This is a genomic window from Zoogloea sp. (assembly GCF_028693495.1).
Taxonomy (GTDB): Bacteria; Pseudomonadota; Gammaproteobacteria; order Burkholderiales; family Rhodocyclaceae; genus Zoogloea.
Map to the genome: position 1 here is coordinate 1 of NZ_JAQUVG010000089.1, position 14260 is coordinate 14260.

The window sequence follows — 14260 nt, forward strand, 5'->3', positions numbered from 1 at the left end:
GGGTGTGGATCATGCGGGGTACTCTCCAGGGGCTGCCTTGGGCGCGCGGACTGCTCGGTCGGCAGCTTTTCAACCCGGCATTATCGCCCGGCCCGCCGGGAGCGTCGACCCGTGTACGGGGCCTCTTGTCCCTGACGGCCGGCCCGGTTATGGTGGCAGGACCTTCAAGACCCGCGCCAACGCTGGATTCCCGCCCCATGAAATGTACCCGCGTGTTTCTCAACCGCCTCCAGAACGAACCCGAGGCCCACGATACGGTGGTGGTCATCGACGTACTGCGCTCCTTCACGACGGCGGCGGTGGCCCTGTCCCGGGGGGCTGCGGCGATCTATCCCGTGGAGGGTGTGGCGGCGGCCATCGTGCTGGCGGAGGGGCTGGAGGGTGCGGTATCGGTGGGGGCCATCGCCGGGGGCGACCCGGCCCCGGGCTTCGCCTACGGCAATTCGCCCGCGGCCCTGCTCACCGCCGATCTGGCCGGCCGGCCGGTGGTGATGAGCACGGCGGCCGGGGTGCGTGGCCTGCAGCGCTACCGCCAGGCCCGCCGCCTGTATGCGGCCAGCCTGGTATGTGCCCGGGCGACGGCGGCGGCCATCCGTGCGGCCGGGGCCGAGGAGGTGTGCTTCGTGATCACCGGGGAGTGGGTGGACCGGGACGGGGACGAGGATGTGGCCTGCGCCGACTACATCGAGGCCTTGCTGCGAGGCGACACCCCCGCCCCCTCAGGGTTTGCCCACCGGGTCCGGGCATCGGATTTCGGCCGGCGCTTTATGGCGGGCACCTGGCCCAACCTGCCCATGGCTGATCTGGAACTGGCGACCCGGGTGGATTGTTTCGACTTCCCGATGCTGGTGGTCCGGGATGGTGAGCGGATGGTGATCCGTTGAAGGCAGCCGGACCACTTGGCGCCGGCGGCCCGGGCTGGGACAATCGGCCCTCTTCATTCTTCCTGGGGCTGCCATGGAATCCCGTCTGACCGAAATCGAGATCAAGCTCGCCCTGACCGAAGATCTGGTGGACACCCTCAACCTGACCGTGCACCGCCAGCAGGAGCAGATCGATGCCCTGCAGCGCCAGATCCGGCTGCTCTACCAGCAGATGCAGAATGCCGCGCCGGCCGCGGACGCCCGCGACCTGCGGGAGGAAATCCCGCCCCATTACTGACCGGGGCCAGGGGCTTTCGCTAGTGGAGGATCTCCGGCCGGCTCAGGGGCTGGACATCCACAAACACGTCGCCATCCTCTTCCCGCAGCTGGAGCCCGAAACTGGCAAAGGCCGCCTGCACGTCCCGGCGCAGAGGGGCGTCGGCGAGCTCGCCGGGTTCGAGGGCGTGTCCGGCGGAGAGGTGCTGGGCGGTGGCCAGCCACAGGGGAGACAGGAAGGAGCCTGCCACGAACTCGGCCATCTCGGCGCTGACAGCCTTGAGGGGCTGGCCAAGTCCGTCCAGGTAGCCCTGCACATGGGCTACCGCCTGCATCAGGTGGGCGATCCGCCCCATGCTCTTGGCAAACAGGCTGTCCAGATCCTGGTCGGCGAAGTAGAGGGTGATCTCTTCCTGCATGCCTTCGGGCAGGGCCTGAACCAGTGCAGCCAGGTGGTTGAGCAGCAGATCCGAGTCGGCGGGCACCGACCAGGCGCTGCGTCGGTTGATCCGGTATTCCTGCCACATGGCACCGATGATGGGGGCCAGGGCCCGGCCCAGAGGGGTCTCCGCTTCTGGGGGGGCTGCCTGCAGGAAGTCGTGGAGACGCCAGCATTCCTTGTGCAGATGATGGATCAGCCGGGCAATCTCGGCACCCTCCCCGGACAGGATGGACCACAGCTTGGTGCCGTCGAAGAGCAGGGCCAGCCCCCCCTCGTCGGAGACGATCCGGGACAGGTGCTCGGCTTCCGCCGGGGTGACACCGAATTTCTGTTCGGCGGCGGCCAGATCGTCCGCTACCACGATGCGCGAGAGGGCGTTCAGGTCGAGTGCCTCGTCCCGGGCCTGGATCCGCTCCAGGAGGGCTTCCAGCACCTGCCTGAGGGTGGTGGCGTTGGCGCCGGAGAGGGGTCCGTCGAATTCGATGTGCATGGCGGTCCGGCTCACTCTTCCACGTGGCGCAGGGACAGGTCGATGGCGCGCACATCCTTGGTCAGGCTGCCGATGGAGATGCGGTCCACGCCCGTCTCGGCAATGGCCCGGACCCGCTCCAGGTTGACGCCGCCGGAGGCTTCCAGCTCGGCCCGGCCCTGGTTGATGGCGACGGCTTCGCGCATCTGCTCGAGGCTCATGTTGTCCAGGAGGATCATCTTGGCACCGGCGGCCAGGGCTTCCTCGAGCTGGGCGAGATCTTCCACTTCCACCTCGATGAAGACGTTGGAGGGGGCAAAGGAGCGGGCCTGCGTGATCACGGCCTGAATGCTGCCGGCGGCGATGATGTGGTTTTCCTTGATCAGGATGCCGTCGTAGAGGCCGGTCCGGTGGTTGGTGCCACCGCCCACCCTGACCGCGTATTTCTGCGCCAGGCGCAGGCCTGGCAGGGTCTTGCGGGTATCGACGATCTTCGCCCGGGTGCCGGCGACGGCCTGCACGAAGGTGTGGGTGAGGGTCGCGGTGCCCGACAGCAGCTGGACGAAGTTGAGGGCGGTGCGCTCGGCGGTGAGCAGCGCGCGGGCCGAAGCGTCCACCTCGCACAGGAGCTGGCCGGGTTTGATGTGTTCGCCGTCCTGGGCGTGCCAGATCACCGAGGCGTCGGGTTCGAGGGCGGCGAAGGCCGCGTCGAACCAGGCGGTGCCACAGAGGATGGCGTCTTCCCGGGTGATCACCCGGCCGCGGGCGTTGCGGTGGGCCGGCACGAGGCGGGCGGTGAGGTCGCCGGTACCGATGTCTTCGGCCAGGGAGGCGGCCACGGAGCGCTGGACTTCAACGCGGAGCTGTTCGGGAAATTCCATGGGGAGTCACCTTGGGTTGGCTGGTGGTCATTCTAGCATCTGGGGGGGAGGCGTCATCAGCCCTCGGGCCGTTCATCAATGCCGCCCGAATTCCGATCCCGTGGGGCCGAAGCCGCTTTCCTGGTATTCCACATCTCCGTCCCGGGCCAGCAGATAGTGGGGCTGGTCGGCGGGAACCACATACACCGCGCCCGTGGGGATGGCGACCATCCGGGTCTCGTCGAAGATGGTGCCGAAGCCCACGTGCAGGGTGCCCGACAGCACGGTGGTGACCCGCTCATCCGGGTGGGCATGCACCGGAATCCGTCCGCCGGCCCCCAGGCGTACCCGCAGCACATAGGTACCCAGATCCTTCTCTGCGCCCAGCATCCATGCCGCGGACAATTCCGGCTGCTGCGGTGGCGTGGTCCATGTCTGCCCGTCCGGCAGCACAGGGCGGGGCACGGCGGGGGGCAGATCGGCCTGGGCTGGGCTCAGGGCATCCTCCCTTCCTGGCGAGTCGTGCCCTGTACCGGTGGCCTGGGCGATACCCCCGCCGAGGGGCGCTGCGAGGAGCAGGCAAAGCAGAGTCTGGCGGAGCATGGTGGAGCTCTCCCGGTCAAAGGATGCCAGCATCCCATCGTGGCGGCCGGCACGCCAGCGTTTCATGCCCCATGGCTGAGGAGCCGTGTTTTTCTGGCAGGGCCTTCGGAGCTGACGGGGAACGCCTGAAGCCGGGGGCTCAGCCATCACCGAGGCTGCTGATCACCCGCTTTCGTACGCAGGCTTCCAGATCGTGGGTCAGGCAGTCTACTTCAATCAGGTCGTCCCAGTTTTTCCGGAAGTTGCGCTGCCAGGTGATCTGGCGCTTGGCCAGCTGACGGGTCGCGAAGATGCCCTTGTCCCGGAAGGTGGGCAGATCGCAGGCCCCGTCCAGGTAGTCGAGCGCCTGGCGGTAGCCCACGCAGCGCATGGACGGCAGCCCCGGGTCGAGGCGGTAAGCTGCCCGCAGGCGTTTCACCTCATCTACAAAACCGGCCAGCAGCATGGCGTCGAAGCGCCGGGCAATCCGCGCATGGAGCACGCTGCGGTCGGAGGGCGTCAGCGCGACCGGGATGTAGCGATGGGTTTCCGTGATCTCTTCCCGCCGGGCATGGCTGACGGCCAGCGGCTGGCCGGTGAGGCGCACGATCTCCAGGGCGCGCTGGATACGCTGGGCGTCATTGGGTTCGAGACGGGCGGCGGCGACCGGGTCCAGGCGGGCCAGCTCGGCATGGCATGCCGGCCAGCCATCCCGGGCAGCAGCCTCCTCGATCTCCTTGCGGAGGGCCGGGTCTGCCTCGGGCAGCTCGGAGAGCCCTTCCCGCAGGGCCTTGTAGTAGAGCATGGTGCCTCCCACCAGCATGGGGATGCGGCCCCGGTGGGTGATCTCTCCCATCAGGCGTCGGGCATCCTCGCAGAAGCGGGCGGCAGAGTAGGCCTCTGCAGGGCTGAGGATGTCGATCAGGTGGTGGGGGCAGGTGGCCTGTTCTTCGGCGCTGGGCTTGGCCGTGCCGATGTCCATGCCCCTGTATACCAGGGCGGAATCGACGCTGATGATCTCCACTGGAAGATATCTGGCGAGGGTCAGGGCACACGCTGTCTTGCCGCTGGCGGTGGGGCCCATCAGCAGGATGGCGGGCGGAAGCAGGGGGCTTTGGGGCATGATTCGTCTTTCGATCAGACGCGCATTGTAGCGGTTGGGGCTGGGGCATGAGGATGTACGGTGGGGTAGGACGGGGAGTGCTGGCTCTTCTGGGATGTCGTGGGTATGTGTTGCATCAGCGGGAGGACGGAGCATGAAGCGCCTCATGGTGGTTGCGCTGGCCTGGGCAGGCCTGGCGGGAGCCCAGATGCCCATCGCCGTGGACGTCGGGCATTTCCTCGACAAGCCTGGCGCCCTCAGCGCCCACGGCATCACCGAGTTCGAGTACAACCACGACCTGGCCGCGGTCATCGCGACGCGCCTGCAGAATGAAGGCCTCCCGGTGCACCTCATCGGCCATCGGGGGGACATGGCCGATCTCAAGGCCCGTTCTGCCGAGGCCGCAGAGGCGGGCGCCCGCGTGCTCCTGTCGGTGCACCATGATTCGGTGAAGGAGCACCATCTCCAGCCCTGGACCTGGAATGGCCGAGCCCTGCGTCATGCCGATGGTTTTGCCGGTTTCTCCCTGTTTGTGTCCCGGCGCAATCCCCTGGTGGCGCAGAGCCTGGCCTGTGCCAGCGCCATCGGTGCCGAACTGCGCCGGGCGGGTCTGCCCATCGCCACCCACCACGACCTGTCCTCCGATGGCATCCGTCGCCCCTGGGCCGACGAGGCCAACGGAGTCTATTACTACGACAACCTGATCGTGCTGCGTACCGCTGCGATGCCCGCGCTGCTGCTGGAGGCCGGGGTGATCGTCAACCGCCAGGAGGAGCGGGAGCTGGCCACGCCAGCCCGCAGGGCCCTGACCGCCGAGGCTGTCGCCAAGGGGCTGGCGGCCTGCGGGATGACGAACCAATCGGAGGCGGAAGGCTCTGAGCTCCGGTGACGGTGCCTGCCGGATCGTTCACACTTTCTCCCTCCGAAGGAAACTCTGCCCGTCGATGAAAACCATCCTGCTTTCCTACTTTTCCGCTGCCCGCAGCCTGGCCCGGCCAGGGGTGTTGTGGCACCTCTTGTGGCCGACCCTGGTGGCGACCGTGCTGTGGACCGGACTGCTGATCGGCAGTTGGGGGACGCTGGCGGGATTGGGCAATGACCTCATGACGGCGATACCCCTGGTGGGACCCTGGCTTGCCTCCTCCGACGGCGTCCTGATGGTGGCCCTGCTGATGTTCAAGATCGGGCTGGTCATGCTGGCGCTGCCCATCATCTATGTGACGGCAGCCTTCCTGGTGGCGGCCATTGCGCTGCCGCTGATGACGGAAAGGGTGGCGGCCACCGACTATGCGGATCTCCAGCGGCGGGGAGGGGGGAGCCAGATCGGCAGTATCTGGAACGCCCTCACCTCGGTGCTGCAGTTCCTCGTGCTGCTGCTCCTGAGCCTCCCCCTGTGGCTGGTTCCCGGGGTCGGGCTGGTGATTTCCCTGATCCTGACCGCCTGGCTCAACCAGCGGGCTTTCCGCTACGACGCGTTGATGGCCCATGCGGACAGGTTCGAACTCAAGGATCTGCCCTCCCGCCAGTCTTCCGCCCTTTTCGGGGTCGGCATGGTGGGGGCCGTGCTGGCCCACGTACCCCTGGTCAACCTGTTTGCACCGGCCCTCTCCGGGCTGGCCTTTGTCCATTACCTGCTGTCGGCCCTCCGGGTAGCCCGACGCACGGAAGACATCATCGAGGTGAAGTGAATGACGCAAGACACCCAGCCCACCTTTGGGGCCCTCATCATCGGCGACGAACTCCTGTCGGGGCGTCGGGAAGACAAGCATCTGGGCAAGGTGCTGGAACTGCTCAAGGCCCGCGGGCTGCGCCTGGCCTCGGTCCGCTATGTGGGGGACGAGCGCCCGCGTCTGGTCCAGACCCTCAAGGAGAGTTTCGCCTCCGGCGACATCGTGTTCAGCTTTGGCGGGATCGGCGCCACCCCGGACGACCATACCCGCCAGGCCGCTGCCGAGGCCCTGGGGTTGCCCCTGGCCCTGCATCCGGAGGCGGAGGCAGAGATCCGGGCCCGCTTCGGTGACGAGGTCACCCCCCAGCGTCTCCAGATGGGGGTCTATCCGGAAGGCAGCGAGATCATTCCCAATCCCTACAACCGGATCCCCGGCTTTTCCATCCGCAACCACTTCTTCGTGCCCGGTTTCCCGGTGATGGCCTGGCCGATGGTGGAGTGGGTGCTCGACAACCGTTTCCGGCATCTGCATCACCAGGCGGATTACGTGGAGCAGTCCGTGATCGTCTGGGATGCCATGGAGGGTCAGCTCATCGAATTCATGGAGCGGATGACCGCCGACTTTCCCGATGCCACCCTTTTCAGCCTGCCCAGCGTGGGCGGCGAGACCGGCCGGCGCCACATCGAGCTGGGCATGAAGGGCCCGGCAGCCCGGGTGGCCCAGGCGATGGCCCTGATCACGGCGGAGATGGGCCGTCGTGGCTATGCCTGGGAAGTCCCGGGCACCCTGTGAGGCGTCGGTCATTTCTTCCCGTGGATACCGGGACTTCGCTGGCCGGCGCTGGCTGATCGTGATGCTGCGGGCCGGGCATCTGGCCGGTGTGGTTGGTTTTGGTGCCGCGTTGCTGGGGGCGACCGGCCTGCCGGAAGCCGCCCTGGCCCTCCTGCTGGTGTTCTCCGGGCTGGCCATGGCGGCGCTGGATGCCTGGTCCAACCCGGACTGGCTCAAGGAGCTGGCGGGACTCTCCCTGCTGGTCAAGTTCCTGTTGCTGGGCTGGTTTGGCGTACAGGAAGAGGCCCGTCCGGCGCTCTTCTGGGTCATCCTGGTGTTCTCGGTGCTTTTCGCCCACGCCCCGGCCAGCTTCCGTCACCGTCAGTTGCCCTGAGTCAGGTGCTGGCATTTGTCATTTTTCCGCAGTCTTGCGGGCGTAGCATGCCAGAGCATTACAGGAAGCATGGCGAGGTGCCCGATGCAAAAGGACTGGATCCCGGCCAAGACGCCCGCTGGGGTGGAGGAGATCGAGGGCCGCAGCCGCAGGCTCCCCTTGCGCCTCAGAACAGTGCTGATCCTGGCGGATGGCCGGCGCAGCGTGGATCAGCTGTGTACCGAGCTGGGTGTGGCCGTGGAGTCCATCCAGACACTGCACGACATGGGCTTGGTGGCACCCCGGTATGCTCTCCACCCAGCAGGTCGCAGTCGGGAGGCGGCCAGCCGGGCGTCTATGCCGCCAGAGGCCCGGGCCGGATCACCGGAGCGGGTCGGTCATGTGCGTCCCGAGCCCCAGGCGCGCCGTTCCCTGGCCCTGGCCCGGCTCTACCTCATCGATGCCATGGCCCAGACCCTTCGCAAAGGGGACGAGCCCGTGCGCCAGCACCTCCGCCAGGCTACCACCCGGGCCGAACTGCTCGCCGCCTTTGAGCTGTGCCGGGAGATCGCCATCGAGGCGGGGGTCACCCACCTGGCCGCCATCGAGGCCCGCTTCCTGGGTATGCTGCCCGTCGAGGAGTGAGTCTGCGGCAGGGCGGTCGACATCCTCCTTGCTTCCCGGCTGACGCTTGCCTATAGTTCGGGAGTCCCAAGGGGGAGTAGCTCCACGCCGGATGATCGTCAATACGAAGTCCCAGTCTTACTTGCTGGGGTTTCCGGTCACCGGGCAGGTTCGATCCTGTGAGCAAGACCTTTGCCGCGTTGGCAAAGTGTCCTGTCTCCCGCTCTCCGCCGGAATCCATCAGGCCTTTCGTCATCGCTGGACGAAAGGCCTTGTTTTTTTGATTCCGTCTGGGAGCGCATGTCATGGAAAGTATCGGAACCCTCTGGATGTGGGGCGGCTTTGCTGCCGTGGTGGCAGTCATGCTGGCCATCGATCTGTTGCTGGTCGGTGGTGGCCGGGAGCACAAGGTCTCGGTCAGGGAGGCGGGCCTCTGGACCGTGGTCTGGATCAGTGTGGCGGGCCTCTTCGCTGCAGCCCTGTGGTGGCACCTGGATGGCTCGATGGGGCGGGAGGTGGCCAACGCCCGGACCCTCGAGTTCGTGACGGGTTACCTGATCGAGAAAGCCCTGGCCGTGGACAACGTCTTTGTCTGGCTGATGCTGTTCTCCTTCTTTGCCGTTCCGCCTGAACTGCAGAAGCGCGTGCTGATCTACGGGGTGCTCGGGGCGATCTTCATGCGTACCGGAATGATCTTTGCCGGAGCCTGGCTGATCAGCCAGTTCCACTGGGTGCTCTACCTGTTTGGCGCCTTCCTGCTGGCCACTGGCGCCAAGATGATGTGGTTTGCCGATCATGCTCCGGATCTGGAAAAGAATCCGGTGCTGCGCTGGCTGCGGGGACACATGAAGATCACTCCCGAATTCCACCGGGAGAAGTTCTTCGTATGGAAGGAGGAGGGGGGAAGGCTGGTGCGCTACGCGACACCGCTCTTCCTGGCCCTGGTGCTGGTGGAACTGTCCGACCTGATTTTTGCGGTGGACTCCATTCCGGCGATCTTCGCGATCACCACGGACCCCTTCATCGTGCTCACCTCCAACGTCTTTGCCATCCTGGGGCTCCGGGCGATGTATTTCCTGCTGGCGGATTTCGCCGGGCGCTTCGCACTCCTCAAGTACGGCCTGGCGGCGGTGCTGATGTTCATCGGCACCAAGATGCTGCTGATCGATCTGGTGAAGATCCCGGTGGGGGTGTCCCTCGGGGTGGTGGCGTGCCTGATCGGTGTGTCGGTGGTGCTGTCCCTGCGGCGCGAGCGTCTGGTCCCCGAGGCCCGGGAACGCTGAGGGCGAGGGCGGCGGGTGGACTGTATTCCACCATGACCGCCTGCATTGTGTGGTCTGACCCGGCCGGCTGCCTGTGGCGGACCACGCAATGCAGCTCGACAGGGCATAATTACGGGCCCCACCACCTTGACGAGCCTGCGATGCCCTTTCGTTTTGCGGCGGCCCTTGTGCTGGCCCTCACCGTGTATGCTGCCCATGCCGATGAAACGGCCTACCGCTTTTCCCCCGTCAACCAGTGGGACATCAACAAGACGGCAGCCTACTGGAATCCGATAATCCAGTATGTCTCCGAGCGGAGCGGCGTGAAGCTGCAGCTCAAGATCGGGCGTACCTCCGCCGATACCACCAGCTATGTGCTGGCGCAGGAGGTGGAGTTCGTATTCAGCAATCACCTGTTCAGTCCCGAGCGGGACGCGCTCGGCTGGAAGGTGTTTGGACGACGCAACGCCCCGGCCCTGCAGGGGCAGATCGCCGTTCCCCTGGAGTCGCCGATTACCCGGATTGAGGAGCTCCAGGGTCAGGAGGTGGCCTTTGCCGGGCCGGAGGCCTTCATCGGCTACAAGGTACCCTACGCCCACCTGCGGGCCAAGGGTATCGATGTGAAGCCCGTGTTTGGCGGTAATCAGAATGCAGCGATTGCCCAGATGTTCGCCGGCAAGGCCAAGGCTACCGGCAGCAACTCCATGCTCATCGACGGCTACGCCCGGCGGGAGAACCGCAAGTTCCGCGTGCTGTGGACCTCCGAGCCCTATCTGGACCTGGCCCTGATGGCCTCCGGCAAGGTGCCCGAGAAGGACGTCCGGGCGGTGGCCGCAGCCTTCCTGGGCATGCACAGGGATCCCCAGGGGCAGGAGGTGCTGCACAAGGCGTCCCTGGAGGTGGGGCTCGACCGGGACGCCTATTTCATCCCCGCCAGCGGCGTGGACTACGCGGCCTACCGGCGTTTTTACCAGCAGGCGCCCGCCAGTCTGCGCTGAGTGTTCCGGATGCGAAGGGTGGGCGCGTTGTCACGATTTCTGCCGAAGACCCTGGTTGCGCGAATTTACGCGCTTTATTCCGTCACGCTGGTGCTGTTCTTCGGTGTTGGGCTGGCCCTGTTTTACGCCGACCAGTCGGAGCGGGGCCTGGAGTCGGCCCAGCAGACTGCCAGCATGCTCATCGAGGTGGTGGCCCAGACCATCACCGACAGTGCGGTGATCGGCGACTACGACACCATCCAGCGTACCCTCGACCGCTCGATCAGCGGATCCCAGTTTGCTTCGGTGACTTTCATTGATCTGGCGGGAGGGCGCTTGTACAGCGAGAATCGGGACATCCCCCGGGTGCGGGCGCCGGACTGGTTGCGGGTGCGCCTGGCGGCTCGGCTCTATGAGGTGAACCGGGTCATCGGCGCAGGGGGGCGGGACTATGGCGTCCTGCGCCTGCAGTTCGATGTGGACATGATTGCCAGCGGCCTGTGGTCCCTGCTCCGGGAGGCCCTGGTCCTGGCTCTGGCGGCCCTGATGGTGGGCCTGGCGCTGATCTGGTTCCCCCTGCAGCGCTGGTTCGGCACCCTCGACCGGGTCCGTCGCTTCGAGCGCCCGGATGTTCTGGGTTCCGGCGTCGGGGAGGAGGCCCTGGCCGACTTGCCTGTGGAATTCCGGCCCATGTTCGACGTGCTGAACCAGACGGCGACCCGCCTGACTCGGGAACTCGCTGTCCGGGAAAAGGCCCTGGCCTCCCTGCGGGAAGTGCTGGCGGGCCTCCAGGCGCTGCCGCTGACCCCCGGTGGGCAGGACGCGGCCCAGGATATCGAAGGGCTGACCCAGGCCATCAGCCGGCTGGTGGCCGAACGGGAGGCCGGCCGGAGCGCCCTGGAGCAGGCCCGGGATGCGGCCGAGGCAGCGAACCGGGCCAAGAGCGAGTTCCTCGCCAATATGAGCCACGAGATCCGAACGCCCATGAACGGCATCCTCGGGATGACCGAGCTGGCCCTGGACACCCGCCTGGACGCCGAGCAGCGGGAGTACCTTCAGGTGGTCCAGTCGTCCGCCAATGCGCTGCTCACCATCATCAATGACATCCTCGACTTTTCCAAGATCGAGGCCGGCAAGCTCGCCACCGAGCACATCGTCTTCGACCTGCGCGCTTTGCTCGGGGAGATCCTCCCGCCCATCGTCCGGCAGGCCGGCGACAAGGGCCTGGTGGTCCTCAGCCACATCGATCCCCAGGTGCCCGAGGCCATCCTGGGCGATCCGGTGCGCCTGCGCCAGGTCCTCCTCAATCTGCTCAGCAACGCGGTCAAGTTCACCGGGGCGGGGGAGGTGGTGCTCCGGGTCGTGCCGGAGGGCGATCGCCTCCACTTCGCCGTGCGGGACACGGGCATCGGCATCGCCCCCGCAGCCCAGACCCATATCTTCGAGGCCTTCTCCCAGGAGGACGCCTCCATCACCCGCAAGTACGGCGGCACCGGGCTGGGGCTCACCATCTCCAGCCGCCTGGTGAACCTGATGGGGGGGCAGCTCGCCCTGGAGAGCACGCCCGGCCAGGGGGCCTGTTTCCACTTCACGCTGCCCTGCCTTATGCCGGAAGGGGTGGCGCAGGTGGCCGCCCCAGCTGAACAGCCGCTCCCTGTGGTCGCCCGGGAGGCCGCCCTGCGGGTGCTGCTGGTGGAGGACAACCCCATCAATCAGCAGCTCGCCCTGCGGCTGCTGGAGCGCAAGGGCTACCACGTCCTGCTGGCCGAGAACGGTCAGCAGGCCCTGGACGCCCTCGTCCAGGGTGCCTTCGACATCGTCCTGATGGACATGCAGATGCCCGTGATGGACGGCCTGGAGGCCACTCGCCGGATCCGCGCGCGGGAAGCCCGGGAAGGCCTGCGCCCCACCCCCATCCTGGCCATGACCGCCAACGCCATGGCCGGTGACCGGGAGGTGTGCCTCGAGGCCGGCATGGACGATTACCTGGCCAAACCCATCAAGGCCGCCGAGCTGTTCGGCATGATCGCCGCCTGGACCGAGGCGGGGGTCTCCGAATCGGGGGTCTGACGGAAAGGACACCCATGGAAGAGGCGTCCGGCGCCCGTGTGCGCCTGCATCCGCTGCACCTGTACATCGCAACCCGCTGCACGACCGCTACCTGGTTCCGTCCCTGACGTGGGTGGTGGTGGCTCGAGCGCTGTCCCGTCCGTGAGCGTACCGTCCGGAGCTGCGGAGCAGGTCAACCGGATCCGTCCCAAGAAAACGCCGATAATGGCGACCAATGCGTTGTGAACGCTCCTTCAGGATTCTCCCATGGAAATTAAGGTCAATTTTCTCGACAAGCTGCGCCTTGAAGCCAGGTTCGACGATTTCACGGTCATTGCCGATCAGCCCATCCGCTACAAAGGTGACGGCTCGGCGCCGGGGCCGTTTGATTACTTCCTCGCATCGTCCGCCTTGTGTGCGGCGTATTTCGTGAAGCTGTACTGCGAAACCCGCAACATTCCGACCGACAACATCCGCCTGTCGCAGAACAATATTGTCGACCCGGAAAACCGCTACAAGCAGATCTTCAAGATTCAGGTCGAATTGCCTGCCGACATCTCAGACAAGGACCGCCAGGGCATCCTGCGCTCCATCGAGCGTTGCACGGTGAAAAAGGTGGTGCAGACCGGCCCCGAGTTCGTGATCGAGGAGGTGGACAACCTGGATGCCGATGCGCAGGCCCTGCTGACGCTGACGCCGGATTCGGAAGCCAGCACCTGCATCCTGGGCAAGGATCTGCCGCTGGAGCAGACCATCGCCAACATGTCAGGCATTCTGGCCGGCCTGGGCATGAAGATCGAAATCGCCTCGTGGCGCAATCTGGTGCCCAACGTCTGGTCGCTGCACATCCGCGATGCCCATTCGCCGATGTGCTTTACCAACGGCAAGGGCGCGACCAAGGAGAGCGCCCTGGCGTCGGCCCTGGGCGAATTCATCGAGCGGACGAATTGCAACCATTTTTACAACGACCAGTTCTGGGGCGAGGACATCGCCAGTGCGGCCTTTGTACATTACCCCGACGAGCGCTGGTTCAAGCCTGGCCGCAAGGACGCGTTGCCGGTCGGGCTCCTCGACGAATACTGCCTCGACATCTACAACCCCGATGGCGAATTGCGCGCCTCGCATCTGTACGACACCAACTCCGGCAACATCGAGCGGGGTATCTGTGCGCTGCCCTATGTGCGCCAGTCGGACGGGGAGGTGGTGTATTTCCCGACCAACCTGATTGACAACCTCTACCTGAGCAACGGCATGAGTGCCGGCAACACGTTGGCCGAAGCGCAGGTTCAGTGTCTGTCGGAGATTTTCGAGCGGGCGGTGAAGCGGGAAATCCTGGAAGGGGAGCTGGCGCTGCCCGACGTGCCGGGTGAGGTGCTCGCCAAGTACCCGGGCATCGTGGCCGGCATTGCGGAGCTGGAAAATCAGGGCTTTCCGGTGCTGGTCAAGGATGCGTCCCTGGGCGGGCTGTACCCGGTCATGTGCGTCACCCTGATGAATCCCCGCACAGGGGGCGTGTTCGCCTCATTCGGCGCCCATCCGAGCCTGGAGGTGGCGCTGGAGCGCAGCCTGACCGAACTGCTCCAGGGGCGCAGCTTCGAGGGCCTTAACGACCTGCCCCGGCCCACCTTCGAGAGCAACGCGGTCACCGAGCCCAACAACTTCGTGGAGCACTTCATTGATTCCAGCGGCGTGGTCTCGTGGCGCTTCTTCAGTGCCAGGGCCGATTACGACTTCGTGGAGTGGGATTTTTCCGGCCACGGGGAGAACTCCAATGCCCAGGAGGCCGTGACCCTGTTCGGCATCCTCGAGGAGATGGGCAAGGAGGCCTACATGGCGGTGTACGACCAGCTCGGCGCCACGGCTTGCCGTATTCTGGTACCGGGGTACTCCGAGGTCTATCCGGTCGAAGACCTGATCTGGGACAACACCAACAAGGCCCT

The 14260-nt window shown here is 66.0% G+C and carries 15 protein-coding genes; 11 read left to right on the forward strand and 4 right to left on the reverse strand.

Going from position 1 to position 14260, the window contains the following annotated elements; translation table 11 throughout:
- Window positions 1-197 precede the first annotated feature (197 nt).
- Together PHD22_RS13385 and PHD22_RS13390 are read left to right on the forward strand one after the other, a co-directional pair.
- The gene (locus tag PHD22_RS13385) at window positions 198-884 is read left to right on the forward strand and encodes a 2-phosphosulfolactate phosphatase (protein WP_299867734.1); all 687 of its coding nucleotides are present in this window, start codon (window positions 198-200) and stop codon (window positions 882-884) included.
- Between the two features lie 73 nt (window positions 885-957).
- Window positions 958-1161, forward strand: coding sequence for a SlyX family protein (locus tag PHD22_RS13390; RefSeq protein ID WP_299867737.1), 204 nt, complete (start codon window positions 958-960; stop codon window positions 1159-1161).
- Between the two features lie 19 nt (window positions 1162-1180).
- On the opposite strand, the gene PHD22_RS13395 is transcribed toward PHD22_RS13390, so the two are convergent.
- From PHD22_RS13395 to miaA, 4 genes are all read right to left on the reverse strand, one after another.
- Entirely contained in the window at window positions 1181-2071 is an 891-nt protein-coding gene (locus PHD22_RS13395) for a hypothetical protein (RefSeq protein ID WP_299867739.1), read from the reverse strand.
- A gap of 11 nt (window positions 2072-2082) precedes the next feature.
- On the reverse strand, window positions 2083-2931 hold the full coding sequence (gene nadC / locus PHD22_RS13400; RefSeq protein WP_299867742.1) for a carboxylating nicotinate-nucleotide diphosphorylase: 849 nt from the start codon (window positions 2929-2931) through the stop codon (window positions 2083-2085).
- Between the two features lie 75 nt (window positions 2932-3006).
- Window positions 3007-3579, reverse strand: coding sequence for a cupin domain-containing protein (locus PHD22_RS13405; RefSeq protein ID WP_299867745.1), 573 nt, complete (start codon window positions 3577-3579; stop codon window positions 3007-3009).
- A gap of 73 nt (window positions 3580-3652) precedes the next feature.
- The gene (miaA, locus tag PHD22_RS13410; RefSeq protein WP_299867748.1) at window positions 3653-4615 is read right to left on the reverse strand and encodes a tRNA (adenosine(37)-N6)-dimethylallyltransferase MiaA; all 963 of its coding nucleotides are present in this window, start codon (window positions 4613-4615) and stop codon (window positions 3653-3655) included.
- 133 nt (window positions 4616-4748) lie between these two features.
- Here miaA and PHD22_RS13415 point away from each other — a divergent pair, with 133 nt between their 5' ends.
- The 9 genes from PHD22_RS13415 to PHD22_RS13455 all read left to right on the forward strand — a co-directional run.
- Window positions 4749-5483, forward strand: coding sequence for an N-acetylmuramoyl-L-alanine amidase (locus tag PHD22_RS13415; protein WP_299867751.1), 735 nt, complete (start codon window positions 4749-4751; stop codon window positions 5481-5483).
- A gap of 55 nt (window positions 5484-5538) precedes the next feature.
- A complete protein-coding gene (locus PHD22_RS13420) occupies window positions 5539-6282 on the forward strand; it encodes an EI24 domain-containing protein (protein ID WP_299867754.1) in 744 nt (247 codons plus the stop codon).
- A complete protein-coding gene (locus PHD22_RS13425; protein WP_299867757.1) occupies window positions 6283-7056 on the forward strand; it encodes a molybdopterin-binding protein in 774 nt (257 codons plus the stop codon).
- Window positions 7022-7429 (forward strand): hypothetical protein, encoded by a 408-nt coding sequence (locus PHD22_RS13430; RefSeq protein WP_299867760.1) that lies wholly within the window; start codon window positions 7022-7024, stop codon window positions 7427-7429. Before PHD22_RS13425 ends, PHD22_RS13430 begins: the two co-directional genes overlap by 35 nt.
- Window positions 7430-7513: 84 nt before the next feature.
- Entirely contained in the window at window positions 7514-8053 is a 540-nt protein-coding gene (locus tag PHD22_RS13435) for a hypothetical protein (protein ID WP_299867763.1), read from the forward strand.
- A 284-nt stretch (window positions 8054-8337) separates the two neighbouring features.
- A complete protein-coding gene (locus PHD22_RS13440; RefSeq protein WP_299867766.1) occupies window positions 8338-9315 on the forward strand; it encodes a TerC family protein in 978 nt (325 codons plus the stop codon).
- Between the two features lie 140 nt (window positions 9316-9455).
- Window positions 9456-10292: a PhnD/SsuA/transferrin family substrate-binding protein gene (locus PHD22_RS13445; RefSeq protein ID WP_299867769.1), complete on the forward strand. Its 837-nt coding sequence runs from the start codon at window positions 9456-9458 to the stop codon at window positions 10290-10292.
- 27 nt (window positions 10293-10319) lie between these two features.
- Window positions 10320-12341 carry an ATP-binding protein gene (locus tag PHD22_RS13450; protein WP_299867773.1) on the forward strand — a complete coding sequence of 674 codons (2022 nt, stop codon included), beginning with the start codon at window positions 10320-10322 and terminating at the stop codon, window positions 12339-12341.
- Between the two features lie 246 nt (window positions 12342-12587).
- Window positions 12588-14260: OsmC domain/YcaO domain-containing protein (locus tag PHD22_RS13455; protein ID WP_299867775.1), on the forward strand; the 1673-nt coding region annotated here is incomplete at its 3' end.